24 protein-coding genes are annotated in these 26,382 nt (G+C 71.7%); 12 read left to right on the forward strand and 12 right to left on the reverse strand.

The features are described 5' to 3' along the window. Positions 1–24 precede the first annotated feature (24 nt). Positions 25–582, forward strand: a complete 558-nt coding sequence (locus tag ACO0LU_RS03545) for a TetR/AcrR family transcriptional regulator (protein ID WP_424790037.1) — start codon at positions 25–27, stop codon at positions 580–582. Here the strand turns inward: ACO0LU_RS03545 and ACO0LU_RS03550 are convergent. From ACO0LU_RS03550 to ACO0LU_RS03565, 4 genes are all read right to left on the reverse strand, one after another. After that, the gene (locus ACO0LU_RS03550; RefSeq protein ID WP_424790038.1) at positions 579–902 is read right to left on the reverse strand and encodes a 4a-hydroxytetrahydrobiopterin dehydratase; all 324 of its coding nucleotides are present in this window, start codon (positions 900–902) and stop codon (positions 579–581) included. The two genes, ACO0LU_RS03545 and ACO0LU_RS03550, sit on opposite strands and share 4 nt — an antisense overlap. Positions 903–1,023: 121 nt before the next feature. Further along, on the reverse strand, positions 1,024–1,602 hold the full coding sequence (locus ACO0LU_RS03555; protein ID WP_424790039.1) for a histidine phosphatase family protein: 579 nt from the start codon (positions 1,600–1,602) through the stop codon (positions 1,024–1,026). Beyond that, complete coding sequence (locus tag ACO0LU_RS03560) at positions 1,599–2,294, reverse strand: TIGR03089 family protein (RefSeq protein WP_424790040.1); 696 nt, start codon at positions 2,292–2,294, stop codon at positions 1,599–1,601. The genes ACO0LU_RS03555 and ACO0LU_RS03560 overlap by 4 nt, the downstream gene beginning before the upstream one ends. A 28-nt stretch (positions 2,295–2,322) precedes the next feature. Further along, complete coding sequence (locus ACO0LU_RS03565) at positions 2,323–3,570, reverse strand: alanine racemase (RefSeq protein WP_424790041.1); 1,248 nt, start codon at positions 3,568–3,570, stop codon at positions 2,323–2,325. Positions 3,571–3,803: 233 nt separating this feature from the next. Here ACO0LU_RS03565 and ACO0LU_RS03570 point away from each other — a divergent pair, with 233 nt between their 5' ends. Genes ACO0LU_RS03570 through ACO0LU_RS03580 form a run of 3 tightly spaced genes read left to right on the forward strand, consistent with a single transcriptional unit; the run spans position 3,804 to position 9,411 of the window. Then, positions 3,804–4,091: a WhiB family transcriptional regulator gene (locus ACO0LU_RS03570; protein ID WP_424788658.1), complete on the forward strand. Its 288-nt coding sequence runs from the start codon at positions 3,804–3,806 to the stop codon at positions 4,089–4,091. Between the two features lie 27 nt (positions 4,092–4,118). Further along, on the forward strand, positions 4,119–7,847 hold the full coding sequence (locus ACO0LU_RS03575; RefSeq protein WP_424790042.1) for a glycosyltransferase family 2 protein: 3,729 nt from the start codon (positions 4,119–4,121) through the stop codon (positions 7,845–7,847). Between the two features lies 1 nt (position 7,848). Then, on the forward strand, positions 7,849–9,411 hold the full coding sequence (locus tag ACO0LU_RS03580) for a DUF5719 family protein (protein WP_424790043.1): 1,563 nt from the start codon (positions 7,849–7,851) through the stop codon (positions 9,409–9,411). 6 nt (positions 9,412–9,417) lie between these two features. Here the strand turns inward: ACO0LU_RS03580 and ACO0LU_RS03585 are convergent, their stop codons facing one another. Further along, positions 9,418–9,888, reverse strand: coding sequence for a metallopeptidase family protein (locus tag ACO0LU_RS03585; protein ID WP_424790044.1), 471 nt, complete (start codon positions 9,886–9,888; stop codon positions 9,418–9,420). A gap of 94 nt (positions 9,889–9,982) precedes the next feature. On the opposite strand from ACO0LU_RS03585, the gene ACO0LU_RS03590 reads away from it, so the two are divergent. From ACO0LU_RS03590 to ACO0LU_RS03600, 3 genes are all read left to right on the forward strand, one after another. Continuing rightward, the gene (locus tag ACO0LU_RS03590) at positions 9,983–10,384 is read left to right on the forward strand and encodes a DUF3499 domain-containing protein (RefSeq protein WP_424788654.1); all 402 of its coding nucleotides are present in this window, start codon (positions 9,983–9,985) and stop codon (positions 10,382–10,384) included. A gap of 73 nt (positions 10,385–10,457) precedes the next feature. Next, the gene (locus ACO0LU_RS03595) at positions 10,458–11,921 is read left to right on the forward strand and encodes a phosphomannomutase/phosphoglucomutase (RefSeq protein WP_424790045.1); all 1,464 of its coding nucleotides are present in this window, start codon (positions 10,458–10,460) and stop codon (positions 11,919–11,921) included. Further along, the gene (locus ACO0LU_RS03600; protein WP_424790046.1) at positions 11,918–12,118 is read left to right on the forward strand and encodes a Trm112 family protein; all 201 of its coding nucleotides are present in this window, start codon (positions 11,918–11,920) and stop codon (positions 12,116–12,118) included. Before ACO0LU_RS03595 ends, ACO0LU_RS03600 begins: the two co-directional genes overlap by 4 nt. An 18-nt stretch (positions 12,119–12,136) precedes the next feature. Here the strand turns inward: ACO0LU_RS03600 and ACO0LU_RS03605 are convergent, their stop codons facing one another. Further along, complete coding sequence (locus tag ACO0LU_RS03605) at positions 12,137–13,300, reverse strand: MalY/PatB family protein (RefSeq protein ID WP_424790047.1); 1,164 nt, start codon at positions 13,298–13,300, stop codon at positions 12,137–12,139. A 116-nt stretch (positions 13,301–13,416) separates the two neighbouring features. Here ACO0LU_RS03605 and ahcY point away from each other — a divergent pair, with 116 nt between their 5' ends. Further along, positions 13,417–14,895 carry an adenosylhomocysteinase gene (gene ahcY / locus ACO0LU_RS03610; RefSeq protein WP_424790048.1) on the forward strand — a complete coding sequence of 493 codons (1,479 nt, stop codon included), beginning with the start codon at positions 13,417–13,419 and terminating at the stop codon, positions 14,893–14,895. A 27-nt stretch (positions 14,896–14,922) separates the two neighbouring features. On the opposite strand, the gene ACO0LU_RS03615 is transcribed toward ahcY, so the two are convergent. Continuing rightward, positions 14,923–15,759, reverse strand: a complete 837-nt coding sequence (locus ACO0LU_RS03615; RefSeq protein ID WP_424790049.1) for an RDD family protein — start codon at positions 15,757–15,759, stop codon at positions 14,923–14,925. A gap of 19 nt (positions 15,760–15,778) precedes the next feature. Between ACO0LU_RS03615 and ACO0LU_RS03620 the strand changes: the two genes are divergently transcribed. Next, positions 15,779–16,774 (forward strand): stage II sporulation protein M, encoded by a 996-nt coding sequence (locus ACO0LU_RS03620; protein ID WP_424790050.1) that lies wholly within the window; start codon positions 15,779–15,781, stop codon positions 16,772–16,774. 25 nt (positions 16,775–16,799) lie between these two features. On the opposite strand, the gene ACO0LU_RS03625 is transcribed toward ACO0LU_RS03620, so the two are convergent. The 5 genes from ACO0LU_RS03625 to ACO0LU_RS03645 are packed head-to-tail and all read right to left on the reverse strand — an operon-like array spanning position 16,800 to position 22,204. Then, complete coding sequence (locus tag ACO0LU_RS03625; RefSeq protein WP_424790051.1) at positions 16,800–18,092, reverse strand: DUF58 domain-containing protein; 1,293 nt, start codon at positions 18,090–18,092, stop codon at positions 16,800–16,802. Continuing rightward, positions 18,092–19,237: an AAA family ATPase gene (locus ACO0LU_RS03630; RefSeq protein ID WP_424790052.1), complete on the reverse strand. Its 1,146-nt coding sequence runs from the start codon at positions 19,235–19,237 to the stop codon at positions 18,092–18,094. Before ACO0LU_RS03630 ends, ACO0LU_RS03625 begins: the two co-directional genes overlap by 1 nt. After that, complete coding sequence (locus ACO0LU_RS03635; protein WP_424790053.1) at positions 19,234–20,352, reverse strand: DUF4350 domain-containing protein; 1,119 nt, start codon at positions 20,350–20,352, stop codon at positions 19,234–19,236. Before ACO0LU_RS03635 ends, ACO0LU_RS03630 begins: the two co-directional genes overlap by 4 nt. Beyond that, a complete protein-coding gene (locus ACO0LU_RS03640) occupies positions 20,349–21,026 on the reverse strand; it encodes a DUF4129 domain-containing protein (RefSeq protein WP_424790054.1) in 678 nt (225 codons plus the stop codon). Before ACO0LU_RS03640 ends, ACO0LU_RS03635 begins: the two co-directional genes overlap by 4 nt. Next, on the reverse strand, positions 21,026–22,204 hold the full coding sequence (locus ACO0LU_RS03645; protein WP_424790055.1) for a DUF7544 domain-containing protein: 1,179 nt from the start codon (positions 22,202–22,204) through the stop codon (positions 21,026–21,028). The genes ACO0LU_RS03640 and ACO0LU_RS03645 overlap by 1 nt, the downstream gene beginning before the upstream one ends. Before the next feature lie 91 nt (positions 22,205–22,295). On the opposite strand from ACO0LU_RS03645, the gene mtrA reads away from it, so the two are divergent. From mtrA to ACO0LU_RS03660, 3 genes are read left to right on the forward strand one after another with little or no spacing between them, the layout of a single operon-like run. Continuing rightward, complete coding sequence (gene mtrA / locus ACO0LU_RS03650) at positions 22,296–22,982, forward strand: MtrAB system response regulator MtrA (RefSeq protein WP_424788642.1); 687 nt, start codon at positions 22,296–22,298, stop codon at positions 22,980–22,982. Positions 22,983–23,001: 19 nt separating this feature from the next. Further along, positions 23,002–24,696, forward strand: coding sequence for an MtrAB system histidine kinase MtrB (gene mtrB / locus ACO0LU_RS03655; protein WP_424790056.1), 1,695 nt, complete (start codon positions 23,002–23,004; stop codon positions 24,694–24,696). Further along, on the forward strand, positions 24,693–26,381 hold the full coding sequence (locus tag ACO0LU_RS03660; RefSeq protein WP_424790057.1) for an LpqB family beta-propeller domain-containing protein: 1,689 nt from the start codon (positions 24,693–24,695) through the stop codon (positions 26,379–26,381). The genes mtrB and ACO0LU_RS03660 overlap by 4 nt, the downstream gene beginning before the upstream one ends. The last annotated feature ends 1 nt before the right edge of the window (position 26,382 follow it).

Raw genomic sequence — 26,382 nt, forward strand, 5'->3', positions numbered from 1 at the left:
TTATCGCGTCGGTGAGGTGGCACAATGAGCGCCATGGACCCCCGCATCGCCCGCACTCGTAGGTCGCTGCGCCAAGCCCTGCTCGGGTTGGCCCGTGGACGCGACTTCGAGGAGATCTCGGTGGCCGACATCGCCGAGAGCGCGGGCATCAACCGCAGTACGTTCTACCAGCACTACGCGGACAAGAGCGAGTTGCTGGTGGACGTGCTCGATGCCATCACCTCCGACCTGCTCACCCAGGTCAGCGCCGACCTCGAGCCCGAGGAGGCCTACCAGGTGCTGGTGCGCTACATGGAGCACGTGCGCGACAACATCGCCCTGTACCGGCAGATCTTCTCCGAGGCCGTGGCCGCCGGGGTGCCGATCCGCATCCGCGAGCGCCTGGAGGGCTTGCTGCTCACACGTGCAGCCGGGTCAGAACTCGGTGGCCTGCCGCTGCCGATCGCCGCCGCCTCGATCACCGGATCGGCCGTCGCGATCATCGCCACCTGGGTGCGCTCCAGCGAGCCGGGCAGCGCCGAGCAGGTCGCCGGATGGATCTGGCAGATGGTGGATCTGCATGGGGCGATCCCGCGGGACTAGTCGCTGCCCACGTCCCGGGGTGCCGCCACGATGCCCTCGCGCTCGGCCAGGTCGCTGATCTGGCGGGCCATCAGCACGTCGCGTTCGGTCAGTCCACCCACGTCGTGGCTGGTCAGGGCCACATCCAGGTGCGGGTAGCGCAGGTCCAGGTCGGGATGATGGTCAGCGGCCTCGGCCGCATGGCCGATCAGGTTCAACAACCGCAGCCCGGTCGCGAAGTCCCCGGTGCGCCATCGGGTGCGCAGCATCTGGTCCTCGATGACCCAGTCCACCAGGCCCTTGGCCTGTACGTCGGCTTCGGACAACTTCTCCGTTGACATCTGGCCTCCTCACAACTCCGGTGCGTTCAACCTACCCCGGTGTGTTGGGCCGGGCACGGCGGCTCCGGCCCCGCTACCGGGCCGCGCGCCCACCCGCTACCGAGCCGCCCGCGCACACCCGCTAACGGCCGCGCGCCCACCCGCCCCAGGGCGAGACCACCACGAAGGCCCCGCCCGGGCCGGCGGCCAGTTCGCAGTGGTCCGGCATGCTCAGGCGCGCCCACGTGTCGGCGTCCGGGGGTGCGCCTGCCAGCGCGGCCACCAGGAGCGTGAAAGCGGTGCCGTGGCCCACCAGCACGCATGCGCGGTGGGTGCTCGACTCCAGCGCGGCCAGGGCGCCGTCGACGATCCGCATCGTCGCCTCAACCCGCGGTTCCCAGGCGCCACCGGCCGGTGCCTGCCCGGTGGTGAGGTAGTCCCGGGTGGCGGCGCGGAACTCCGCGGCAGGCAGCAGCGCGCCGTCCCGGGCCACCTCGGCCAGCGCGGGCAGCACCTGCACCGGCTCCACGGTGAGCAGCGCGGCACTCTGACGGGCCTTGGGCTCGGGCGAGGTGAACCAACTGGCCGCGGTGGGCAGCACCCCGGCGCCCAGCAGCGGCCCGACGTCGGCGCCGGCTGCCAGTTCCCACTGCCGGGGTGGTACGGCGTCGACGATCCGTGGCCGGGCGTGGCGGACCAGGTGCAACCGGTCGGTGATCATCGCCCCTGGTCCTGCGGGCTCTGGTCCCGCGTACCCCGTTCGTGCGCCGGCTCGGCGCCCTCGACGCGCGCCAGGTGAGCGGCGTCGGCATCCGCATCGGCCACCAGCACCACCGAGGCACCACCGAGCAGCATCGCCAGCACCCGGGCCACCATCCGATCCGCGGCCAGGTCCGCCACCGGTACCAGCACCCGCTCGGGACCGGACCAGGCCGGCCCGGCCAGCGCGCTGAGGTCTGCGGCATCGGTGGGCATCAACAATTGATCCGGGTAGGTCATCAGATCCGCTGCGCCGTCGATCGCCCCGGCCGGCAGGTCGGCGTCGAAGGCCATCGCCAGCGCCGGCAGTGCCACCGCGATCAGCAAAGGGCCGCTCGGGGCGTCCTGGGGCCGGTCGGTGACGATCAGGTCGTCGTCCGGCCGGCCCGGGCGCAGGTGCGCCTGCGCCCCGGTCAACCAGGTGCCGAGTGACCACACCAGTGCCCGCCAGTGCACCGGAAGGTCGATGGCCACCACCGTGGAGGGCTCGGCATCGGCCTCCTCGGTGACCAAGTTCGCCACCTTGATCACCCAGTTGGCCAGCACCCGTCCGGACAACTCCACCCGTTCGGCACCGGGGCCGTACCAGGTCAGCCGCGGGTGGGCACCCTCCGGGCCCTGCCAGGAGGCGATCAGATCGGACACGTCGGCCATGCTGCCCACCCTACGCGCGCCGCAACGCTCAGAACTCGGTGTGGACCAGGCCGACCACGCGGTGCTCGCGCAGCAGGGGCAGCGTGGGCCATTTATCGAAACTGGTGCATGGGTGGGAGATGCCGAACTCGATCACCTCACCCACCTGCACCGCGTCGTCGGTATGCAGGAACAGGTGCTGGTCGTTCAACCGGGTGGTGGTTCCGGACAGGTCCCGGGCGCTGCCCGCGCCGGTGGAGCTGCCGGTGGCGGCGTGCACCCGCAGCGGGATCGGCAGGTCGGCGTCGAACGGGGCGTCGCGCCGCCCCGCGCCGCACAGCACCAGTCCCGGTTCGGGCACCGAGAGCACCTGCGCCCACAGTCGCAGCGCCGGCCGCAACCGAGCCGGTTCGCGCATCCGCGACCACGGGTCGGAGCGGGCGTAGATGCCGTGGTCGTGGCTGAGGTAGGCCCCCGAGCGCACCACCACCCGGTGCCGCTCGGTCACGTCGGCATGGGCGAGCACCGACTCCACCACGTCCAGGTAGCTGCTGCCACCCACGCTGAGCACCGGCACCTCGATCGGGACTTCCTCGGCCACGGCGTCGGCGGCCTGCAGCAGCGCGGCACAGAAGTCGCCCACCGCCGCCAGGTCGCCGGGATCGGTGCCCTTGGCCACACTGCCCTCGTAGCCGCTCACCCCGACCACGCGCAGCCCGGCCGCCTCGGCCGCCCGGGCCAGCGCGGTGACCTCGGCGAGGGTGCGCGCCCCGGTGCGACCACCGGGATGGCCGAACTCGATCAGCACCCCGACCCGCTCGCGTACCCGCGGGGCGGCCAGGTGCGCCGCGAGCAGGTCCACGCCGGCGTGGCTGTCGGCATAGAGCCACACCTGCAGGTCCTCATCGCCCTCGGCGCCGATCGCCTGCTCGGCCAGCCAGGCCAGTTCACGGGCATCGGTGAGTTGGTTGGCGAGCAGGATGTGCTCGGTTCCCCAGGCACGGACCTTGCGCAACTGGTCGGCGGTGGCCACGGTGGCGCCCCAGGCCCCGGCCTCGTGCTGACGTTCCCACAGTCCGGCGGACATGTGCGTCTTCACGTGCGGGGCCAGGTCGAAGCCGTGGCGGGCGCAGAAATCGGCCATCGTGGTCACGTTGTGGGTCAGCGCCGACTCATCCAGCGTCATCACCGGCCAGGAGAACGGGCCGGTGAACAGGTCCGGGCGCTCGGTGGCCACGGTGGTCTCGAACCGGGCCGGGGTGGTGCCGGCGGGCACATGCAGACCTTTGATTCCCATCGACTCACGGTATCGTGCACCGTTGGCGGGCCGGCATCGAGGATGCGCCGATCCGGGTGCGGACCGCGGCATATCAGCAGGTGCCGACCCTCGCAATATCACGCCCGGGCTTGACTCCAGCGGATAACACGCGTGTAATTTACCCAAGACGGCGGCAGTGTCGCCTCACCGCATCTGAGATTGGGGAAAGCATCGTGTGGAATATCTTGGGAGAGGGGCCGCTGACGGACGGGATGTCCGCGGCGGGTCCAGCGCCCCGCCCCGATGCCCCCTTGCTCCTGGACTCCTTCGACGACGACGGAGCGCTCGGCTGGCAGGAGCGGGCGCTGTGCGCCCAGACCGACCCGGAGGCCTTCTTCCCCGAGAAGGGCGGATCCACCCGGGAAGCCAAGCGCGTGTGTGTCTCCTGCGAGGTGCGCGCGGAGTGCCTGGAGTACGCGCTGGCCAATGACGAGCGGTTCGGCATCTGGGGTGGCCTGTCCGAACGCGAGCGCCGAAAGCTCAAGCGTCGCGCGATCTGACCATGCTGCCTCACCCCCACGTGCCGAATGGTCGCTGACGCCCCCGACGCCTGCGCCGTCGTCGTCGGCACCACTGATTCCCCCTACCTGCCGCACACGCTGAGGGCCTTGGCGGCCCAGACGCACCCGCCCGAGCGGGTGCTGTGGGCGGTGCTGGACGACGACGAGGCCGCCCCGGACCTCCCACCTGCCGACGCCGAGGAGGTACTGGCCGAGGCCGGTTTCGGCCCGGACCGGCCCGCGCAGGTCGCCCCCGAGGGCGTACACATCGTGCGCGCACCGGCCGGCGCCGGATTCGGCGAGGCGGTCAACGCGGCGCTGGCGGAACTGAGCGGCGGCGACCACGAGGGTGATGCCCCGGCGTGGCTGTGGCTGCTGCACGACGACAGCGCCCCCGACCCGGCCGCCCTGGATCACCTGCTCGCCGCGGTGGACGCCGCCAGTTCGGTGGGCGTGGCCGGGGTGAAGCAGGTGGACTGGGACGAACCGGACCGGTTGGTCTCGGTCGGAGTGGGCCTGACAGTGGACGGACAGCGCTACACCGGCATCGAGGACGGGGAGATCGACCAGGGCCAGCACGACGGGCGCGAGGACGTCTACTCCGTGGGCACCGCCGGAATGCTGATCCGTACCCGCACCTGGCGCCGGCTCGGCGGCCCTGACCCGGCGCTGGGGGTCTTCGGCGATGGGGCCGACCTGAGCCGGCGGACCCGCCTGGCCGGCCAGCGGGTGGTGGTGGTGCCCGCCGCCCGGGTCCGGCACGCCCGCGCCGGGTGGCACGGCCTGCGCACCACCTCCGGGGCCCGCACCCGGCAGCCCCATGCGCCTGACCCGCGGCGCTCCTTCCGGGCCCGGCGCACCGCGCAACTGCACTCCTGGCTGGTACGCGCCCCGCTGCTCACCCTGCCCCTGGTAGCGCTTGCGGCACTGGTGCTGGCTCCGCTGCGGGCACTGTGGCGGGTGGCCTCCAACGAACTGGCCCTGGCCGCCGAGGAGTTGCGGGCCGCGGCGGTGGCGCTGGTACGACCGGTCGCGGTGATGCGGGCCCGGCGCAGGTCCGCCCGCACCCGCGAGGTCTCCACGCGCCGGCTGGCCCCGCTGCAGGCCACCTGGGGGCAGCTCTGGCAGGCGCGGCGCAACCGGCGCCTGCAGGCCGCCGCGGAACAGCGGGCGGCCCGGGCACCCAGCGAACTGGAGATGACCGAACGCGCCGCAGTGGCCCGGCGCCGCCGGCTCACCTTCGGTGCGCTCGCATTGGTCACCACCGCGGTGGCGCTGGTGACCCTGGCCCCGGTGGTGGTGGCCGGGCCGCTGATCGGCGGCGCGCTGTTGCCGGTGGACGTCGGTTTCGTCGACCTGTGGCGTGCCGCGCTCGGCGCGTGGCTGACCACCGGTGATGGCTACGCGGGCCCACCGGATACGTTCCTGGCGGTGCTGGGTGTGCTCTCCGCCCTGACCGGGGGATGGGCCGGCACTTCACCGGGGATGAGCGTTGCCCTGGTGCTGCTGCTGGCGATGCCGCTGGCGGCGACCTTCGCCTGGTTCGCCGCCGGTGCGGCAAGCCGCTCGGTGCTGGTGCGGGTCTGGGCGGCCGGGGTCTGGGCCTTCGGTCCGCCGCTGCTGCTGGGCCTGGGACAAGGCCGCCTGGGCGCGGTCCTGGCGCACCTGATGCTGCCCCTGATGGCCCTGGGCATCGCCCGTGCCCTCGGGGTGGACCGGCGCGATGTGGTGATCTCGGGCATGGTCGGTGCCCAACGGGTCTCCCGGCGCCGTTCGGTGACCGCCCAACGCTCGGCCCGGGAGGCCAAACGGGCGCGGCTGGCCGCACTGGCCGCCGTCGGGCGGTCCGAGCAGGACGACACCTTCGCCGACCTGGAACCGATCCGCTCCAACACCGCTGAGCAGGTCGAACCGACAGAGCGGGCCGGGCCGGCCGAGCGGGTCGGGCCGGTCGAGTCGGCAGCGCCGGCCGAGGGTGCCGGGCCGGAAGCCGGTACCGACCCTGGTGAGACCGGCGACGCCGAGCCGCAGGGCGCCCCGCCGGCTGCCGACGGGGAGAGCCGGGTGGAGCGGGCCACGGTGGTCTCCCGGACCTCCCGGGCACCCTCGATGGCCGCCGCGGCGGCAGCCGGGCTGGCCTTCGCCGTCGCCGTCGCTGGTGCCCCGGTGCTGCTACCGGCTGGACTGACGGCCTTGATCGTGCTCGCGCTGGTGCTGGGCCGGCGCCGACATCTGGCGGCCGGGCGGGCCCGGTTGATCGTCGTCGCACTGCCTGCGGTCGTGGTGCTCGGACCGGTCTGGACCTACGCGATCCGAACCTGGGCCGACGGCGGCTGGCGCGTGCTGCTCGCCGACCCCGGGGCACCGCTGGCCGCCGACCCCGGGCCCGCGTGGCTGACCCTGCTGGGCTGGCCGGCCCTGCCCCACGTGGGCGGTGACCTCGGGACGGTCCTGGGCTCCCAGGTGCTGCCGCTGGTGGCGACCGGTGCGCTGCTCGTGGCAGCACTACTGGCGCTGCTGCGGGGCGGGCAGTCCGGCCGGGCGGTGCGGATCGGCTGGCTGATCAGCGCGATCGGGCTGGCCACCGCGCTGGCCTCCAGCCGCACCGTGGTGGCGCTGGGTCGCTCGCACGAGCCCGGTGCCGGCCCCGACGAACTCGTCACCGGCTGGGCCGGTCCGGGGACCTCGCTGGTCTTGCTCGGGCTCCTGCTCGCTACCGGTGTGGCCCTGGACGGGTTGCAGGGTGCCCTGGCCGGCCGAACTTTCGGCTGGCGCCAGATCAGCGCCGCCGTGGTGACCGTGCTGCTGGTCGCCGGCCTGGTGGTCTCGGCCGCCTCCTGGACCACCACCGTGGTGGCCGAACGTGGGCAGCAGAGCCCCGAGGCCGGCCAAACCGAGCAGACGCGGGCGGTGTACCTCACCGGGCGTGGCCCGGATCCGGTGCCGGCGCTCGGCCGCACCCTCCAGGCTCCCGAACAGGGCGCGCGGGTGCTGGCTCTGACCGCCACACCCGAAGGCATCGACGCCCAGTTGTGGCGCGGCAACGGCCCCCAACTCACCGAGACCGCCACCGTGCTCGCCCTGGGTCGGGCTCTGGCCCGGACCGACGGCGGCGAAGGGGACGGGGAACCGGACCAGGCTGATGCTCACCTGTTGTCGCTGGTGGCGGACCTGGCCACCGGGTCGGTGGGAGCTGCCGGTGAGCGGTTGGCGCAGCACGCCGTGGCCGTGGTGATCGTGCCCACCGCCGGATCGGTCGCCACCGGGGTGCCCGACGCGGACGAATCGGCCCGGGCCCGGCTGATCGCGCGCCTGGACGCGGTGCTGGGCCTGGAACGGGTCACCGAGAACCCGGCCGGAGTCATCTGGCGGGTCAGTGCCGGGCCGGGCAGCACCGATACCGCGATCGCCCGCGGACAGGTACGTGACGAGGAGGGCGCCCTGGTCACCAACCTCGACTTCGCCCACGACAGCGGTTCCGCGCGACTGAGCCCGGAGGGCACCGGGCGCACCGTGGTGCTGGCCGAACGTTCCTCGCCGGCGTGGCGTGCCGAGATCGACGGCCGCCCGCTGCGCGCAGTGGCGGACTCCTCCTGGCGCCAGGCCTTCCTGATTCCCGACGACGCCGCCGGGGAACTGACCGTGACCTACCGCCCGAGCCTGCACACCCCATGGCACGTCGTGACCGGAGTGGTGCTGGGATTGACCGTGCTGCTGGCTCTGCCCACCCGACGTCGACGCCCGGAGGAGATCTGAGATGGCCGCCGAGGTTCCCCGGCCCCGGATCAGTCCCGGGCTGCGCCGCACCCTTCGTGGCCTGGTCTCGGCGCTGACCGCGATCGCGGTGGTGCTGATCACCGGCGCGGTCCTGGCCTCAGGGCTGCTCAACCCCGCACCAGCGCCCCAGGCGGTGCCGGCTCGGCAGGTGGACATCGGTGCTGGCCCGCTGACGCTGGTCTGCCCGGACGCCCCCCTGTCCAGCACCGGTGAGGCCGGCGCCGACATCGACTACGACGCCGAGTTCAGCACCGACACCGATCAGAGCCGGACCAGGGCCGAGTCGGTGGTGACCCAGCCGGACGGGGCCGCCGCCGGCACCGCCACGCTCACCGAACTCGGTGAGGCCAGCCAGGACCTCAGCGCCGGCACCGACGGTCTCGTCGGCACCCTGGATCAGATCACCGACGCCGCGGTGCTACGGGCCGAGCCCGCGGAGGAACGGACGCCACTGGGTGCGGCAACCGCGGTGGTCCGGGCCGTCTCCGGTGACCTGCGCGGCCTCAGCGCGGCGGCCTGCCTTCCCCCTTCCTCCACCCAGTGGCTGGTTGGTGGGATGACGAAACTGGGGTCCTCGGCACGGCTGCTGCTGACCAACGCAGGGCAGACCCCGGTGACGGCCAACGTGGAGGTCTGGGGCGAACTCGGGCCTCTGGAGTCCGGTGCCCAGATCCTGGTACCGCCGGATGAGTCGCGTTCGCTGCTGCTGGAGACGCTGTCCCTGGAGGAACGCCTGGCGGTACGGGTCACCGCCGACGGCGGGCAGATCGCGGCCGCGATCCAGGACAGCGCCCTGTCCGGGGTGGTCCCGGCCGGCACCGACATGGTCACCACGACCGCGGACCCGGCCACCCGGATCAACATCGGGCCGGTGCACGTCGGCGAGACCGAGGTGGCCGATCACCCCCCGGTGCTCCGCCTGGTGAATCCCTCCCGGACCCAGGCCAGCGTCTCGGTGGACCTGTTCACCGAGTCCGGTCCGATCGTGCTGCCCGGCGCCCAGGATCAAGTCCTGGAACCGGGCACGGTCACCGATGTCTCCCTCGCCGGAATCGACCCGGGCGCACTGTCGGTGCAGGTGATCTCCGAAGTCCCGGTGACCGGGTCGGTGCTGCGCACCGTGGTGGGCCAGGCCGGGGAACTGGACCCGGACGAGCCGGTCCGGGATCGCGCCTGGATCGCCGCACAGCCGGCCCCGGAGCGCGGGGTCCTGGCGGTGCCGGGAGAACCGGCCGATACGGTCGCGGTGGTGCTGGCCAACCCGCTGCCGCAGACCCAGCAGGTGCGCCTGACCCCGATCACCCGCGACGGCACGCGCGGGGAGGTGACCGCCGTGGAGGTCGAGGCGGGTTCAGCGACGGTGGTCGATCCCGACCAGGTGGCCCTGGATGAGGTGATCGCCCTGGAGATCAGCGGGGAGTCCGTGCTGGCCACTGCGATGGTGCGGGCCGAAGCCCCGGACGGGCCGATGCTGTCCATGCTCAACCTCACCCCCGACGCCGCCGCCGAGCAGCAGGTGCAGGTCCGCTTGGGAGCCTCCTGAGCGTCGCTAAAGTCCCGGATCGATCTGGTCGGGGTCCAGCCCCCTGAGGTGTGCCACCTGTTCGACCAGCACGTGCCGCAGTAGGTCCGGGACCTCGGCCCAGCCGCGGCACCGGCTCTCGATGGGGCGCCGGTACACCACCACGCGGTCGGTCAGCCCGGCGGCGGCATCGGCGGGGAAGCACCGTCCCAGCGACACCGCGCCGGCCTCCCACGGTGCCGGCGCCGAGGGTGGGACGTCCTCGACGGCGAACTCCACCCCGTGCAGGACATCGCCCAGGTGGTGCTCCAAGTGAGCCACCGCGCGCAGCAAGAGTGCGTCGAAACGCTGTGCGCCCGTGCGCGCGCCCGGGACCGTGGGCGGCAGCAGCGGGCCGCGCAGACCCCGGCCGCGCCGGTCCCGGCGCCGACCGGTGCGCCGGGACGGCAGCACCGTGGTGCTCAGGTCCCGGCCGGCCGGCTGCGGGGTTGTGCTCATGCCCACAGGGTGCCAGAGCCCGAGCACCCCGGCCCAGCCTCCACGCGGCGTGGGATGCCACTGCCGCGGCCGACGGAGGGTACCGTTGTCTCCTGTGAGAGCGACCCGTCAGTGCACCCGGTCCACCTGCACCTCCCCGGCGGTGGCCACGCTGACCTATGTCTACGCTGACTCCACCGCCGTGCTGGGGCCGCTGGCCACGCACGCCGAACCGCACTGCTACGACCTGTGCCTGACCCACGCCGAGCGGCTCACCGTTCCGCAGGGCTGGGACGTGGTCCAACTCGCCACGGAGTTCGAGCCGGCCCCACCCAGCGACGACGATCTGCTCGCCCTGGCCAACGCCGTCCGGGAGGCCTCGCGCGCTCCCGCGCCCAGCAGCCTGCCGGCCGCGCGCACCGCCGGCGTACCGGCACCGGTCACCCAGCCCCGTCCCGAGCCCACGTCCGGGCGGCGCGGTCACCTGCGGGTGATCCGCGGGGACCAGCAGGACTGATCGGCCGCAACCGTGACGGGAGTCCCCCGGGCACACCGATGGCCGCGAGCCCGTGCCAGGTAGGCTGACCCGGGTGAAGGATCTGAGCGCCATCGTCAAGGCCAACGACATCCGAGGGTTGGTTCCGGACCAGTTCGGTCCCGACGTCGCCCGCGCCCTGGGTGCGGCCGTGGCGGACCTGCTTACCCGGTCCGGAGCCGCTCACACCGTGGTGGCGGTGGGACAGGACATGCGCGAGACCTCCCCGCAACTTGCCGGGGCCTTCGCCGACGGCGTCACCTGGCGGGGGCTGGACGTGATCCATCTCGGACTGTGCTCGACCGACATGCTCTACTACGTCTCCGGTTCCGAGGGCATCGCCGGGGCGATGTTCACCGCAAGTCACAACCCGGCCCACTACAACGGCATCAAACTGTGCCTGCCCGGAGCGCGGCCGCTGGGCGTCGACACCGGCCTGGCCGACGTGCAACATGCCGCCGAGGCCTACCTGGACCAGGGCATCCCGGCTGCGCCCGAACGTGGCAGCGTCGCTCAGCGCGACGCCCTCGCCGACTACGCCGCCTACCTGCGCTCGCTGGTGGACCTGAGCCGGATCCGGCCCCTGAAGGTGGTGGTCGACGCCGGCAACGGTATGGCGGGCCTGACGGCCGCGGCGGTGCTGGGCACCGAGGCCGGTCTGGCCGACCTCGGACTGGACCTGGTGGTGATGTTCGCCGAACTCGACGGCAGTTTCCCCAACCACGAGCCCAACCCACTGGTGCCGGCGAACCTGGTGGACCTGCAGGCCGCGGTGATAGCCGAGCAGGCCGACATCGGCCTGGCTTTCGACGGCGACGCCGACCGATGCTTCGTGATCGACGAGCGCGGCGGGGCGGTGAGCCCCTCGGCGATCACCACCATGGTGGCGTTGCAGGAGGTGGCCAAGGACAAGGCCGACGGTGGCCACGGCACCATCATCCACAACCTCATCACCTCGCGGGCGGTGCCGGAGTACGTCGCGGCCGCTGGCGGCCGGGCGGTGCGCACCCGGGTGGGCCACGCGTTCATCAAGGAGCAGATGGCCGCCCAGAACGCCGTCTTCGGTGGCGAACACAGCGCTCACTACTACTTCCGGGACTTCTTCTACGCCGACACCGGGATGCTCGCGGCACTGCACGTGCTCGGGGTCGTGGGCAGCCCTGAGCAGTCGATGACGCTGTCCGAACTGGCTGAGGTGCACACCCCCTATGTGGCCTCGGGGGAACTGAACTCCCGGGTCGAGGATGTGACCACGGCCCTGGAGACGGTTCGCGCCCTGTTCGCTGAGGACATCGCCGCCGGCATCGTGCATACCGATGACCTGGACGGCCTGTTGGTCAGCCACTGGCACCAGAGCCCGCGTTGGTGGTTCAACCTCCGGCCCTCCAACACCGAGGCGCTGCTGCGCCTGAACGTGGAGGCCGAGGACGACGACATCATGATCAAGATTCGCGACGGTGTGCTCGGGGCCCTGGGTGCTCGGTTGCCCACCGACGTGGATGAGGAAGGACCGCGATGAGCCGATCCGAAGAGCCCTCTGTCGATCAGGGATTGCTGGAGGTGCTGCGCTGCCCGGTTACCGGGGCGCGCCTCGACCTGCGCCAGGTGGACGGCGAGACCGTCCTGGTCAGCACCGACGAGGCGAACCCGCTGATCTACCCGGTCCGCGACGGTGTGCCCGTGCTGCTGGCCGAGGAGGGCCGGCCCGCGCGCTGAGCCGGCCCTGCCTCGGGCTCACCCACCGTGCTCGGCGACCGCGTTCCCGAGGCGGGTGATGCCCTCGGTGAGCAGCGGCCGTGGGGTGGCGAAGTTGTAGCGGATGAAGCCCGCGCCGACCTCTCCGCAGTGGGCGCCGTCGGTGACCACCACCCCGGCGTGGCGCCGGAAGAACGCCCCGGCCCGCTCGGGGGTCCCGGTCTCCCGCACGTCGATCCAGCCCAGGTATGTCCCCTCCGGCGGGGTGTACCGGGCCCCCGGCAGATGTTCGGCGAGGAGGTCGCCCAACAGGTGGCGGCTGCCGTCCAGATAGGCCAGCACCTGCTCCAACCAGGGCACGCCGCGGGAGTAGGCGGCGGTGGCGGCGACGATGCCCAGGTTGGCCGCCCCGGTGCCCACCACCTCCCCGACCCGGCTCCACACGTCCCGGTCGGCATCGTTGCTCAGCACGATCTGAGCCGCCTTGAGGCCGGGCAGGTTCCACGCCTTGGAGGTGGAGGTGGCGGTGATCGTGTGCGCCGCGGTCTGCTCCGACAGGGTGGCGTAGGGAATGTGCCGGTGCGGGGCGTACACCATCGGGGCATGGATCTCATCGGAGAACACCCGCCCGCCGTGACGCTGCACCACCTCGGCCACCCCGAGCATCTCCGATTCGGTCAGCACCCGCCCGATCGGGTTGTGCGGGTTGCACAGCACCAGTAGGTGCCCGCCGGCCGCGAATGCGGCGTCCAGGGCGTCCAGGTCGTAGGTGTACCGCTCGCCGTCGCGGCCCATCGGCACCTGGATAATCGGGCGCTCGTACACCTGCGGGATGGTCAGGAACGGCATGTACGCCGGGGTGGGCACGATGATGGGGGAGTCGGGGCGGGACAGGTAGCGGATCGCCGCGCCGAGGCCGGTGAGCACGTCCGGGATAGGGTGCACGTCCGCGGGGTCGACCTGCCATCCGTAGCGGTCGGCGGCGAAGTCGGCGTAGGCGCCGGCCATCGCCTGCAGCGGTGCCGGGAAGTGGTAGCCGAAGGCCCCCACATCCACCGCTTCGTGCAGGGCCGCGGTGATCGGTTCGGCGATGCCGAAGTCCATCTCGGCGATGAACGCCCCGATCGTGTCGGGGAACCGGGACCACTTGGCCCCGCCGACGTGGCGCAGGTGCTCGGCGGTGATCGAGTCGAAATCAATCATGGCGGCAACGCTACTGGGCCGGGCCGCGCACCGGTGCCACCGTGGACCGGCGGCCCGCGGGTCGAGACGGTGCTGAACGAGCGCGCATCGCCTGCCTCCGGTTAGGCTCCAGGGCTATGAGCTTCGATACCAAACCCGGTGCGTACAAGGTCCGCGATCTCAGCCTGGCCACCTCAGGCCGGCACCAGATCCGCCTGGCCGAGCACGAGATGCCCGGCCTGATGGCCCTGCGGGAGGAGTTCGGTCATACCCAACCGCTCGCGGGGCAGCGCATCACCGGCTCACTGCACATGACCGTGCAGACGGCGGTGCTGATCGAGACCCTGACCGCGTTGGGCGCGCAGGTGCGCTGGGCCTCCTGCAACATCTTCTCCACCCAGGACGAGGCGGCAGCCGCCGTCGTCGTCGGACCGCACGGGACCGCCGAGGACCCCCAGGGCGTGCCGGTACTCGCCTGGAAGGGGGAGACCCTGGCTGAGTACTGGGAGGCTCTCGATGAGACCTTCAGGTGGCCCGGGCATGGGGGTCCGACGCTGATCCTGGACGACGGCGGGGATGCCACCGTGATGCTGCACGAGGGGGTCAAGGCCGAGCGTGCCGGAGCCGTGCCGGCCGACCCCCTGCCCGGCGAGGCCGGCTACTCGGCGGAGAAGTTGGCGTTCCTGGCCCAGTTGCGCACCAGCCTGGCCGCCGACACCACCCGGTGGACCAGGGCGGCCGAGCAGATCCTCGGCGTCAGCGAGGAGACCACCACCGGCGTCAACCGGTTGTACCAGTTGCACGCCGCCGGGGAACTGGCGTTCCCGGCGATCAACGTCAACGACGCCGTCACCAAGTCCAAGTTCGACAACCGCTACGGCATCCGGCACTCCCTGCCCGATGGACTGAACCGGGCCACCGATATCCTCATCGGCGGCAAGGTGGCGGTGGTGTGCGGCTACGGGGACGTGGGCAAGGGGGCGGCGGACGCGTTGCGCGGACAGGGTGCCCGGGTGCTCATCACCGAGATCGACCCGATCTGCGCGATGCAGGCGGCCATGGACGGCTACCAGGTGGTGCGCCTGGAGGACGTGCTCGGACAGGCGGACTTCTTCATCACCGCGACCGGGAACTTCAACGTCATCACCGCCGAGCACCTGAGCGCGATGAAGGACAAGGCGGTGGTGGGCAACGTCGGCCACTTCGACAACGAGATCGACGTGGCCGGCCTCGCCGAACTCCCCGGGGTGGAGTGTGTGCAGATCAAGCCGCAGGTGCATGAGTGGGTCTTCACCGACGATCCGGAGAACCCCCGCAAGTCGGTGATCGTGCTCTCCGAGGGCCGGTTGCTGAACCTGGGCAACGCCACCGGGCACCCCTCGTTCGTGATGAGCGCCTCCTTCACCAACCAGGTGATGGCCCAGATGGACCTGGCCGATCCGGCCAGCGAGTACGAGGTGGGTGTGCACGTCCTGCCCAAGGCGCTGGACGAGAAGGTGGCCCGGCTGCACCTGGAAGCGCTCGGCGCGGAGTTGAGTGAGCTGACCAAGGAACAGGCCGAGTACATCGACGTGGACGTGGCCGGGCCGTACAAGCCCGAGCACTACCGGTATTGACCACGGTCCCGGGCCTGCGACAGCGGGTCAGTCGGCGTCGGGGATGCCGTAGGGCAGCACTCGGGCGCGCCGGGCCTCCTCCTGTTCGCGCTGGGCCACGGCCAGCCCGGCCAGGTACTCGGTGTCGCGGCGAGCCACCAGGACCGCGGCGACGAACCGCTCGGGGTCGGTGCCCCACGGTGGCGGCGGCGCCACGTACGGTTCCAGCGCCGCGGCGAATGCGCGGCCGACGTCGGCGCGCACGTTCGGGTGCAACTCGCCGGTCCGGGACAGGTAGATCCGGGCGTACAGGGCCAGGGAATCGGGTAGCCGGCGGATGTCGGCGATCTCGGCCCAGGACCGCAGTTCCGGGGGCATCAGTAAGGGGGCGGTGGCCACCTCGGTGTCGCGTACGCGCAGTGAGTAGGTCCCCGCCACCATGTCGCCCAGACGTTTGGAGCGTGGGTGCACCATCGAACTGATCAGCGCGACCGAGCCCAGCGAGAGCCAGATCTCACCGATCCCGGTCAGGGAACGGATGAACGCGTGCCGGAACCGCACCGGGCCGCCGTCGTCGCGCACGATCCGCAGGCCCACCGCCAACCGTCCGGCGGACAGGCCCCGGGTGAACGTCTCGGTCAGGCACGGCAGCAGCACCATCATCAGGGCGATAGCCACGATCGTGAGAGTACTCATCTGGGCGGGGTTGGCGCTGAACCGGCCGGCCAGCATCAACACCCCGATGCCGATGCTGAGGTAGACGATCGCATCGATCACCCCGGACATGAGCCGGCTCAGCGCCGAGGCCGGCGCCAGGTCCAGGGGGACCGCCTCGCCGGTGATGACGCGATTGAGGCTCTCGGTGGGGGAAGCGGCCGTGGTCATGTGTGGCAGGGTAACGGGTGTGGATGTGGACGCCTTCGTCGCCCTGAACGCACCTCGCTGGGCGCGGCTGCGGGCACTACTGCGCCGGCGCAGGCTCACCGGTGCCGAGGTCGATGAGTTGGTCACCCACTACCAGACCACCGCGACGCATCTGTCCCAACTTCGCTCCAGCGCCCCGGACCCGGCGCTGATCTCCCGGCTGTCCACCCTGCTGGCGCGGGCTCGCGGGGTGATCGGTGGGTCCCACGAGTTGTCGCCGGCCGATGTGGTGCGGTTCGTGGCGATCTCCCTGCCCGCCGCGTTCTACCGGGTGCGGTGGTGGACGGTGGCGGCCGGGGCGGTGTTCATCGCCCTGGGGCTCGTCCAGGCCTGGTGGCTGCTCACGGTGCCGGAGGCGATGGCGCAGGTCGGGACCCCGAGCATGCGGCGTACATACGCCGAGGAGGCGTTCGCCGCCTACTACTCCAACTACCCGGCCCCGGACTTCGCCGCCCAGGTGTGGACCAACAACGCCTGGATCAGTGCCCAGGCGATCGGGTTGGGTGTCACCGGGGTATTCCCGGCCTATGTGCTGGTGGTCAATGCGCTGAACGTGGGTGTGGCCGGAGCGATCATGGCCGAGCACGACGGTCTCGGGGAGTTCTTCGGGCTGATCCTGCCGCACGGCCTGATGGAACTGACCGCGGTGTTCGTCGCCGTGGGAACCGGGCTGAAATTGTTCTGGAGCTGGGTCGCCCCGGGCCAGCGAACCCGCGGGCGCGCACTGGTCGAGGAGGGCCGGGCGCTGATCACGGTGGTGATCGGCCTGGTCGTGGTGATGGGCGCCAGCGGCGTCGTGGAGGGGTTCGTGACGCCTTCGGGCCTGCCCGGTGGAGTCAAGATCGCCATCGGTGCGGTGGTGCTGGCCGCCTACTGGGCCTATACCGTCGCCCTGGGCCGGCGTGCGGTGGCCGATGGGGAGACCGGGGACATGCGCGCCGAACTCGTCGAGGACACCGTCGCCACCGTGGGGTGAGGCAGCGGCCGACGGCACCGGACGCTCACAACTTCCCGGCTGCCTTCAGCGCCAGGTAGGTGTCGGCCAGGGCCGGCGGGAGGTCCTCCGGGGCGCGACGCACCACCTGGGCACCGGTGCGCTGGAGACGCTGGGCGAGGGCGCCGCGTTCCAGTTCGGCTCGCTCGGCCGCGGCCGCATCGAAGAGTTCGGCCGTGCTTTCCCGGCTCCGGCGCATCCGCTGGGCCACCGGGTCCTCGGCTGAGGCCAGCACCACCTGGTGGTCGCGCGCCACCGCCGCCACCACCGAGACCAGCCCGGACTCGATCGCGCCCGGCTCCAGCCCGGTCAGGATCACCACCAGGGCCCGCTGGCTGAGGCGGTCCCGGATCTCCTGGGCCACCACCGCCCAGTCCGGTTCCACCAGTTCGGGGGTGAGCGTGGCCAGGCCCTGCGCCAGAGCGGACATCAGCGCCGGGCCCTCGACACCGCGCACCCTGGTGTGCACCGTCCGGTCCATCGCGACCAGGTCCACCCGGTCCCCGACCTTGGCGGCCAGGGCCGCCAGCAGCAGCGTCGCCTCGATACCGGCCTCCAGGCGGGGCGCCTCGCCCAGACGGGCAGCGGACAGACGGGAGGTATCCAGCACGATCAGGACCCTCCGGTCCCGTTCCGGCCGCCAGGTGCGCACCACCACCTCGGCCCGGCGGGCGCTGGCGCGCCAGTCGATGGCACGCACGTCGTCGCCGATCACGTACTCCCGCAAGGAGTCGAACTCGGTGCCCTGCCCGCGGACGTTCACCGCGGCGCGCCCGTCCATCTCGCGCAGCCGGGCCAGGCGGGAGGGGAGGTGGCGGCGCGCGGAGAACTCCGGCAGTACCCGCAACAACCCGGGTACGTCGGTACTGCGCTGACGGGCCGCCAGCCCGAACGGACCGTAGGAGCGCACGGTCACCGCGGCGGCGCTCATATCGCCGCGTCGCCATGGGCGCAGCGGGGTGCGGATGCGCCGCACCTGGTCGGCGCCGAGGGTGAGGCGGTGCCGGTTGGTGCCGGTGCCGGCGCTGGGCTGCCAGGCGTCGCGCACCAGGGCGCGCAGGGTGCGGGCGGAGGTGTTGTGCAGGCGCAACTGGCTGGCTGTCTCCTCGGTGTGACGCACCGTGGGGATCGGCGCCCGTGCGATCCGGACCTCGCGCACCGGTGCGGCCAGTGCCAGATCGGAGCCGACCAGGGCGGCCGCCAGCACCAGCCAGGTGGCCACGGTGAGCCAGTTCGGCAGCAGCAGCACCGGGATCAGGCCCAGAGCCAGCAGGCCCACCGCCCGGCCGGTGAGCACCATCAGCGCGGGACCGGGACCGAAGCCAGGATCCCGTCCAACACCGACTCGGCGCTGATTCCCTCCAGTTCGGACTCAGCACGCAGTTGCACCCGGTGCCGCAGCGTGGCGTGTGCCAGTGCCTTGACGTCATCGGGGGTGACGTAGTCGCGCCCGGACAGCCACGCCCAGGCCCGGGAGGTGGCCAGCAGGGCGGTCGCCCCCCGCGGGGACACCCCGAGCGACAGGGACGGTGAAGTGCGGGTGGCCCGGCACAGGTCCACGATGTAGCCGAGCACCTCCGGGCCGACCTGCACCGCGCGGGTCTGTTCCCGCGCCTTCGCCAGGGACTCGCCATCGGCCACCGCCCGCACACCCGCGGCGGCCAGGTCGCGGGGATCGAAGTCGTTAGCGTGCCGGTACAGCACCTCCACCTCCTCAGCCCGCTCGGGCAACGGCAGCAGCAGTTTCAGCAGGAACCGGTCCAGTTGCGCCTCCGGCAGCGGATAGGTGCCCTCGTACTCCACCGGGTTCTGGGTGGCGATCACCATGAAGGGTTCGGGCAGAACCCGCGCTTGCCCGTCCACCGTTACCTGGCGCTCCTCCATCGCTTCCAGTAGCGCGGCCTGGGTCTTGGGCGGCGTACGGTTGATCTCATCGGCGAGGAGCAGATTGGTGAAGACCGGTCCGGCGCGGAAGGAGAACTCCGCCGTGCGAGCGTCGTAGACCAGCGACCCGGTGATGTCACCCGGCATCAGGTCCGGGGTGAACTGCACGCGCTTCATCTCCAGGTCCAGGCTTGCCCCCAGGGTGCGCACCAGCAGGGTCTTGGCCACCCCCGGCACGCCTTCGAGCAGGACGTGCCCGCGGCACAGCAGCCCGATCACCAACCCGGTGACGGTCGCGTCCTGGCCGACCACGGCCTTGCCGACCTCGCTGCGCAGGGACGCCAGTGCCGTCCGGGCCGCAGAGTCCTGCCCGGACTGCCCGGACTGCCCGGCCTGGCCGACCGGTGCGGATGGCCCGGCCGGTGCCGGCTGCTCGGGAGGAGGGGGTGGCCCGGTCGGCCCTCGCCCGGCTGGTGCGGGCGGGACGGATGCCTGGCCGGCCGGGGGAGGTGGACCCGCGGGTTGGTGCCCGCCCGGGAGGTAGGGATCCGGGTTGGTCATCGTCGATGAACCTCGCTCTCCATGGTGTCCAGTGCCTCGGCCAGTGCGGCCAGGGACGCTTCGTCGTGCGGTGGTGGTCCGTAGAGCACCGAGTCGATCTGGTCGGGGGTGCGTCCGGTGGCCCGCGAGATTGTCCGGACCACGTCATCACGCTGAGCCCACCTGGCCAGCCCGAGCGTCCCGGAGACCCGGGCCACGGTACCGGCCCGAAGTGCGGTTCCGGCGTGGGCATGGGTCTTGTTGCGCCGGTACAGGCGGCCACGGCCCCGGGTGGTCTCGGCGGCCCGGACCGCCACCGGCAACGGTTCGCTGACCACCGGACCCAGCCGGCGCCCGCGCCAGAGGATCAGCGCCAGCGCCAACACCGCGTACATCGCCAGCATCGGTGGGCGCAGCAGCGGCAACGTGGTGGCCGCAGCCAGGCCCTCCTCACCGAAGTCGTCGCCCGGGGACGGCACGTACCAGGTCAGGTGCGAGTAGTGGCCCAGGGAGCGCAGCACCAATGCGGCGTTGCCGTGCTCGGCCAAGGCGTCGTTGCGCAGGATCTCCGGGGTGCTGAGCACCCGCCAGGTTGCTCCGTCCTGGGCCCAGGCGGCGTACCTGCCGGTCTCGGGAGTATCCCCGAAGCACAACTCCACGCCGTCGCCACCGGTGACCTGCGGGCCACCGGCCCCGATGCGATCTGCGGCCCGGGCGTGCTCGTCCCGGCACTGCGCCTCATGCACGTCCCGGGTGCCACCGGCGTGGTGGCTGACCCGCTCGGTAAGCCGGTCGATCTGCGGACCGGTGCCGGCCAGCACCACGTCCCCGGGGGCCCGGGCCAGTGCCTCCTGCTGCTCGGGACGCAGCCGGTGGGCGTTCACGATCAGCAGGGTGCCGTCCTCGCGGGCATCGGCCAACGCCGCCGACGTGGTGCGCACGTACCGGACGTGCACCCCCTGGTCGCCGAGGATCCGGGCAGCGGCCCGCGCCCCATCGGCATTCGGGTTGTTCGGGGCGTAGGCCACCGAGGAGGACGCTGAGGGGCTGATCCAGGCCAGTGCGGCAATCAGGGTGATGGCACCGGCAATGCCCAGACCCCAGGTCAGGCCGGTGCGGGTCCGGCTCGTTCTCACCGGACCACCGACCAGCCCCGGTCTGGACCGGCGCCGGCGGACCGCTCCGGGCGGGTGCGGGCGATCCGCTCGTCCAGGTCCCGCAGCCAGTCCTCCTGCTCCGAGCCCGGCACGGCCGAGCCGTAGCGGACAGCGTCGAAGAGCTCTCCGGCGGCACGCAACGCTCCGGCCTGGTCGCCGAAGGCGGCGCCGGCCTGCTCGGCGGCCTCGTGCGCGGTGCGCCCCAGCCGGTCGGTCAGGATGTCCCGCTCGTCCAACCCGCGCACCACGGCGCGGAAGCGTTCCAGTACTGCCAGCGCGTAGTCACCCCGCTCCGATGCCGCGGCCGCAGCCGTCCGGAGCGCATCGGCGCTGCGTTCGTCGTCGTCGAGCACCTGGGTGCTGGGGCCGGTGACGCGGCGCAGTTGACGCCGTCGGACGGGCCCGCCGAGCACCATCGCGACCGCCACCACCGCAGCCACCAGCACCAGCACCAGGACCGGCATCAGCACCGCGCCGGCCCCGCCCAGGTTCAGCAGGGCCTCCCAGCGGTGCGCGAGCCACTCCAGGATCCGGTCGAGCACGCCCGGTCCCTGGTCGTACACGGACTTGGTCAACTCCTCCTCGGCCCAGCGCCGGGCCTCCTGCTCGGAGGGGTCAAGAGGTGGCCCCATCGGCCGGAGGGCAGGGCGCATCAAGACTCCTGAGCCGCCCGCGCCAGTTCCACATCCAGCCCTTCGGTGCGGATCCGCATGTCGATGTACAGCAGCGCCACCACGGCCGCCAGCACCGGTGTGGTCAGCCAGTTCGCCACCACGCCGCCCAGGATGCTCAGGCCGAACGCGACCGGGCCGCCTTCGAAGATGTTGCCGACCTGGTCGAACGGCCAGGACACGGCGAACCCCAGGATCGCCGCCAGGATGGTGGTGAGCAGGTAGATGCCCAGCACCCGCCAGAATGCGCGCTTGGCCAACTCGAATCCGCGGCGCAGGGCGGTGCCGATGCCGGCTCGTTCAAGGATCAGGGCCGGGGTGGCCAGCACGGTGAAGGTCAGGACCGTGGCGGTCCCGCCCAGCATGATCGCCAGCATCGCCAACACCCCGAGCAGGATGACACCCGCGGACCCGCTGGGCAGGCTGAGGGCGAAGACGACCGCTCCCAGCACTATCACGCCGGCCACGAGCAGCCCCACGACCACCGAGAGCGCCAGCAGTCGCAGGATCTGGGGACGCACCGCCGCCCAGACCTGAGCCAGAGAGGTCCGGCGCCCGATCACCGATTGGCTCACCGCGTGGATGAGCAGCCCGGTCAGGATCGTGGTGCCCAGGAACGCCAGCAGTGCCGAGACCCCGCTGTTCAGGAGTATCGACGTGCCGGACTGGGCGAAGGAGTCGAGGAACGCTTCCGGGTCGGTGGCGGGGTCGATCTGACCGACCAGCCGGTTCATCTCCTCGTAGGAGGCGTAGGTGGTCACGCCCTGGAGGATGCCGAGGGCGAGCACCACGATCGCCGACAGGCCCAGCATCACCGGCAGGTTGGCCCGGATGGCTCGGAAGGCGCCGTCGTAGATCTCCCCCAGGCTCAGGGCCCGTAGCGGAATGATCCCGGGCTGGGCGACCGGGCCGGGGGGCAGTTGGGACCACTGGTCGCCGTGACCGTACTGGCCGTAACCGCTGCCGGGTTCGGGGTGGTAGCCGCCGGGGGGTTGCTGGCCGTACCCGCCGCCGGGTTGCTGGCCGTACCCGCCGCCGGGTTGCTGGCCGTACCCGGGCTGGGGTGAACCATAACCACTCCCGGGTTGCTGGTCGGGGGTTTGCGCGCCCCCGGTCCCGGCTCCCCACGGGTCGGGTGTGTGCTCACCGCGGTCACTCATGAGTGCGGATCTCTCCCTCGGATGACAATGAGGACATCTTTGCATGGACAACCAACAGCCGGATTCGGCCCCGGGGTGGGACACTAGGCCGATGGAAGCACGCGTTCTGGTAGTAGATGACGACGCCGCGCTCGCGGAGATGATCAGCATCGTGCTGCACTCCGAGGGATTCACCACCGAGACCTGCGGCGACGGCGCCGCCGCCCTCGAGGCCTTCCGCACCACCCAGCCCGATCTGGTGCTGCTGGACCTGATGTTGCCGGGCGTGGACGGGATCGAGATCTGCCGCCGGATCCGCGAGGAGTCCGGGGTGCCGGTCGTGATGCTCACCGCTAAGAGCGACACCGCTGACGTGGTGCAGGGCCTGGAGGCCGGCGCGGACGACTACATCTCCAAACCCTTCAAGCCCAAGGAGTTGGTGGCCCGGGTGCGCGCCCGGCTGCGCCGCCAGGACTCCGAGGGTTCGGAGCAACTGCCCATCGGGGACCTGGTCATCGATGTGTCCGGGCATCGGGTGCTGCGCGGCACCGAGGTGATCAACCTGACCCCGCTGGAGTTCGACCTGCTGGTGGCGTTGGCCCGCAAGCCGTGGCAGGTCTTCTCCCGCGAGGTGCTGTTGGAGCAGGTCTGGGGTTACCGGCACCAGGCCGACACCCGGCTGGTGAACGTCCACGTGCAGCGTCTGCGGGCGAAGGTGGAGAACGACCCCGAACGGCCCGAGGTGGTCGTGACCGTACGCGGCGTCGGGTACCGGGCGGGAGCGCCGTCGTCCTCCTGACGGTGAGGTGAGTACGCACATGGCAGAACCCACGTCCGGCTGGGAGCGAGTCCGAAACAGCCGGGTCCTCGGTCCGGCCCGGGCGCTGATCCGGGTGTGGCGCAGTTCGCTGTGGGTACGCGTGATGACCACCACCGTGGTAGTGGGGCTGGTGGCCGTGGGAGCGCTGGGCGCGTTGTTGTCCGGCCAGGTCCGCGACGGGCTGTTCGAGGAACGGCGCGACCAGATCCTGGCCGATGCGGCCGCCCGTACCGAGGCCGCCCAGGAGCGGTTCGACTCCCAGATCGCCTCCAACGAACAAGACGTGCAGGATGTGGCGCTCGACGTCGTCCGGTCACTTCAGGAGGGTTCGGTCGGCAATGCCGGGGTGCTCCTGATGCGCGGCCCGGAGGCGGAGGGTCCCACCGATCTGCTGCTTCCCGTGACGGACGGGGCCCTGGCAGAGCTGATCGAGCCCGAACTGCGCGAGGCGGTACGGGCCGAGTCCTTCCAACAGTGGCAGTCCGTCTCCCTGCCCGCGGCCGTGGAAGCCGGGCCCACCCCTGGTATCGCGGTGGGCTCCACGGTGACGCTTCCCATCGTGGGGGAGCACGAGATCTACTTCATCTACTCCCTGGCCACGGAGGCCCAGACCCTGGAGGTGCTCCAGCAGGTGCTGGTGGTGGGAGCGGTGAGCCTGATCCTGCTGCTGGTCGCGATGGCCTGGTACCTGGCCCGCCAGGTACTGGACCCGGTGCGGGTTGCCGCGCGAACCGCCAGCCGGCTCGCGGATGGGCGCCTCGACGAACGCATGCCGGTGCGGGGTGGTGACGAGCTGGGTGTGCTGGGCAGCGCCTTCAACGACATGGCCCAGAGCCTGCAGGACCAGATCGAGCGGTTGGCCGAGTTGTCCCGGATGCAGCAGCGGTTCGTCTCCGACGTCTCCCACGAGTTGCGCACCCCGCTGACCACGATCCGGATGGCCGCCGAGGTACTGCACTCCGAGCGTGACTCCTTCGATCCCGTGCAGGCCAGGTCCGCGGAGCTGCTGGCCACCCAGGTGGACCGGTTCGAGTCGCTCCTGGCCGACCTGCTGGAGATCTCCCGGTTCGACGCGGGCTCGGCGGTGCTGGACGTGGAGGAGATCGACGTTTACCGGGTGGTCGAACGGGTGGTCGAGGAGACCGCCCCATTGGCCGACGGGCATGGATCGGAACTGAAACTCAGCGCACCGGAGGGCGACTGCACCGCCGATATCGACCCACGGCGGGTGGAGCGGATCCTGCGCAACCTGCTGGTTAACGCGATCGAGCACGGGGAGGGTGGTCCCATCGAGGTACAGGTCGGGGCGAACGAGGCCGCCGTTTCGGTGACGGTGCGCGATCACGGCATCGGGATGACCGCGCCGGAGGCGAAGCGGTTGTTCGACAGGTTCTGGCGTGCCGACCCGGCCCGCACCCGCACCTTGGGCGGCACCGGCCTCGGTCTGGCGATCTCGCAGGAGGACGCCCGGTTGCACGGAGGCACCCTGGAGGCCTGGGGAATTCCCGGTGATGGTGCCAACTTCCGGCTCACCGTGCCGCGCCGGGCCGGTTTGACCGTGACCGAACACCCCCTCGCGCTCGTGCCCGAGCGCCCGGAGGTGCCGGTCAGCCCGCGGCACGAGCCCGAGGACCCGGCCGGCCCCGCGACCGTGCCGCGCCTGGCCGACCACGATCTGGAGATGGGCCGATGAGGGGCCGGTGGGTGCTGGCGGTCCTGACCGCCGCCGCGCTGCTGACCGGCTGTGTCTCCTTCCCCGAGTCCGGTCCGGTGACCCGCGGGATCGAGGGAGCGCCGGAGCCCGAGGCGATCTCCCTGGTGGCCGAGGAGCCTCAGCCCGGGGACTCCCCGGAACAGATCGTTCGAGGGTTCCTCGCCGGGGCCGCGGCCGGGACCACCGACGACTTCACCGTTGCTCGGCAGTACCTGACCGAACCGACCGCCGAGGTGTGGAGTCCGAGCGCCCAGGTGACCGTCTACTCCGGGGCGAACCCGTTCGAGGTGACCGAGACCGGCGAGGGCCAGGTGGAGGTCACGGTGACGGTGTCCGGGACGGTCGATGGTACCGGGGTCTACACGCCGGCACCGGTGGAGACCAGCGCGACCCTGGAGTTCGAACTCCGCCAGGACGAGCGGCAGCAGTGGCGGATCGACGAACTCAGCGACGGCGTGCTGCTCTCGGAGGTGATCTTCGGGTCCCAGTACCGTCAGATTCCGTTGTACTTCCTCACGCCCGATGCGACCATGCTGGTGCCCGACACCCGCTGGTATCCCCAGCGCAACGCCCCCACCGCCGCCATGCGTGGATTGCTGGCCGGGCCGGTGGAGTGGTTGGACGGCGCCGTGTTCAGCGCCATCCCCGCCGAGACCGCGCTGTCCTTCGCCGCGGTGACCGTCTCCGCCGGCACCGCTCAGGTGGACCTGACCCCCGAGGCCTTCGCCGCCGACGCCACCGCCCGGCAGTTGATCCGCCGCCAGGTGGAGCAGACGTTGCTCGGCCTGCCCCAGGTGCAACGCGTGGAGATCACCGTGGACGGCGTGGCGTGGGACTCCCCGGTCGATGGACTGGACGTCACGCACGACCCAGCGGTGGGCCGCTCCCCGGTGGTGCTGGACGTGGAGCAGGAGGTACTGGGCTCCTTCAACGAGATGGCCACCGAGCCGATCACCCCGCTCCCCGATGTGTTGCCGGTGGCGGAGTTGCAGCCGCAGGCTCTGGCGATCGGCTACGACGGTGAGCCACCGGTGATGCTCGCCGGGACCGACCACCTGGTCACGGTGCCCACCGAAGCGGCACCCGAGCCGGTGGTGCTCGCCCAGTTCCCCGACCTGGTGGCGCCCAGTTACGACCGGCACGGGTGGGTCTGGACCGGCCCGGCGGCCAACACCGGTGAACTCCTGGTGGTACGTGCCACCGAGGAGGTCCGGCCGGTCAGCGCCGAACTGCTCGCCGACGCCGAACTGCTCCACGCCCGGGTCAGCCGGGACGGCACGCGCCTGGCGGTGATCGTACGCATCGACGGAGTCGTCTCGGTGGAGGTGCACGCGGTGATCCGGGATGAGGCGGGCGTGCCGCTGCGGCTGAGCCAGGGCGTGCAGGTGGTACGCCAACTGCGCGAGGCCAGCACCCTGGTGTGGGTGGATGAACAGCACTTGGCGGTGCTGGGAGTCTCCGGAACCACCAACTCGGTCCACCTGACTCCGATCGGTGGCTTGACCCAGCAGTTGCCCACGGTCCCCGAGGTGGTCGACATCGCCTCGGCGCGCGGTGCGCGGGAGATGTATGCCAGTACCGAGGAGGGTGACCTGTACGCCCGCAGTGGCCTGGGCTGGCGCAAGGTCGGGGAGGGTATCGCGCTACCGACCTTCCCCGGCTGAG

The sequence above is a fragment of the Pseudactinotalea sp. Z1748 genome, assembly GCF_049725185.1.
GTDB lineage: Bacteria > Actinomycetota > Actinomycetes > Actinomycetales > Beutenbergiaceae > CALKWS01.

Coding starts and splice junctions, on each gene's coding strand:
- ACO0LU_RS03545 (WP_424790037.1), top strand. CDS start 25: ATGAGCGCCATGGACCCCCGCATCGCCCGCACTCGTAGGTCGCTGCGC.
- ACO0LU_RS03550 (WP_424790038.1), bottom strand. CDS start 902: ATGTCAACGGAGAAGTTGTCCGAAGCCGACGTACAGGCCAAGGGCCTG.
- ACO0LU_RS03555 (WP_424790039.1), bottom strand. CDS start 1,602: ATGATCACCGACCGGTTGCACCTGGTCCGCCACGCCCGGCCACGGATC.
- ACO0LU_RS03560 (WP_424790040.1), bottom strand. CDS start 2,294: ATGGCCGACGTGTCCGATCTGATCGCCTCCTGGCAGGGCCCGGAGGGT.
- ACO0LU_RS03565 (WP_424790041.1), bottom strand. CDS start 3,570: ATGGGAATCAAAGGTCTGCATGTGCCCGCCGGCACCACCCCGGCCCGG.
- ACO0LU_RS03570 (WP_424788658.1), top strand. CDS start 3,804: ATGTCCGCGGCGGGTCCAGCGCCCCGCCCCGATGCCCCCTTGCTCCTG.
- ACO0LU_RS03575 (WP_424790042.1), top strand. CDS start 4,119: ATGGTCGCTGACGCCCCCGACGCCTGCGCCGTCGTCGTCGGCACCACT.
- ACO0LU_RS03580 (WP_424790043.1), top strand. CDS start 7,849: ATGGCCGCCGAGGTTCCCCGGCCCCGGATCAGTCCCGGGCTGCGCCGC.
- ACO0LU_RS03585 (WP_424790044.1), bottom strand. CDS start 9,888: ATGAGCACAACCCCGCAGCCGGCCGGCCGGGACCTGAGCACCACGGTG.
- ACO0LU_RS03600 (WP_424790046.1), top strand. CDS start 11,918: ATGAGCCGATCCGAAGAGCCCTCTGTCGATCAGGGATTGCTGGAGGTG.
- ACO0LU_RS03605 (WP_424790047.1), bottom strand. CDS start 13,300: ATGATTGATTTCGACTCGATCACCGCCGAGCACCTGCGCCACGTCGGC.
- ahcY (WP_424790048.1), top strand. CDS start 13,417: ATGAGCTTCGATACCAAACCCGGTGCGTACAAGGTCCGCGATCTCAGC.
- ACO0LU_RS03615 (WP_424790049.1), bottom strand. CDS start 15,759: ATGACCACGGCCGCTTCCCCCACCGAGAGCCTCAATCGCGTCATCACC.
- ACO0LU_RS03625 (WP_424790051.1), bottom strand. CDS start 18,092: ATGGTGCTCACCGGCCGGGCGGTGGGCCTGCTGGCTCTGGGCCTGATC.
- ACO0LU_RS03630 (WP_424790052.1), bottom strand. CDS start 19,237: ATGACCAACCCGGATCCCTACCTCCCGGGCGGGCACCAACCCGCGGGT.
- ACO0LU_RS03640 (WP_424790054.1), bottom strand. CDS start 21,026: ATGCGCCCTGCCCTCCGGCCGATGGGGCCACCTCTTGACCCCTCCGAG.
- ACO0LU_RS03645 (WP_424790055.1), bottom strand. CDS start 22,204: ATGAGTGACCGCGGTGAGCACACACCCGACCCGTGGGGAGCCGGGACC.
- mtrA (WP_424788642.1), top strand. CDS start 22,296: ATGGAAGCACGCGTTCTGGTAGTAGATGACGACGCCGCGCTCGCGGAG.
- mtrB (WP_424790056.1), top strand. CDS start 23,002: ATGGCAGAACCCACGTCCGGCTGGGAGCGAGTCCGAAACAGCCGGGTC.
- ACO0LU_RS03660 (WP_424790057.1), top strand. CDS start 24,693: ATGAGGGGCCGGTGGGTGCTGGCGGTCCTGACCGCCGCCGCGCTGCTG.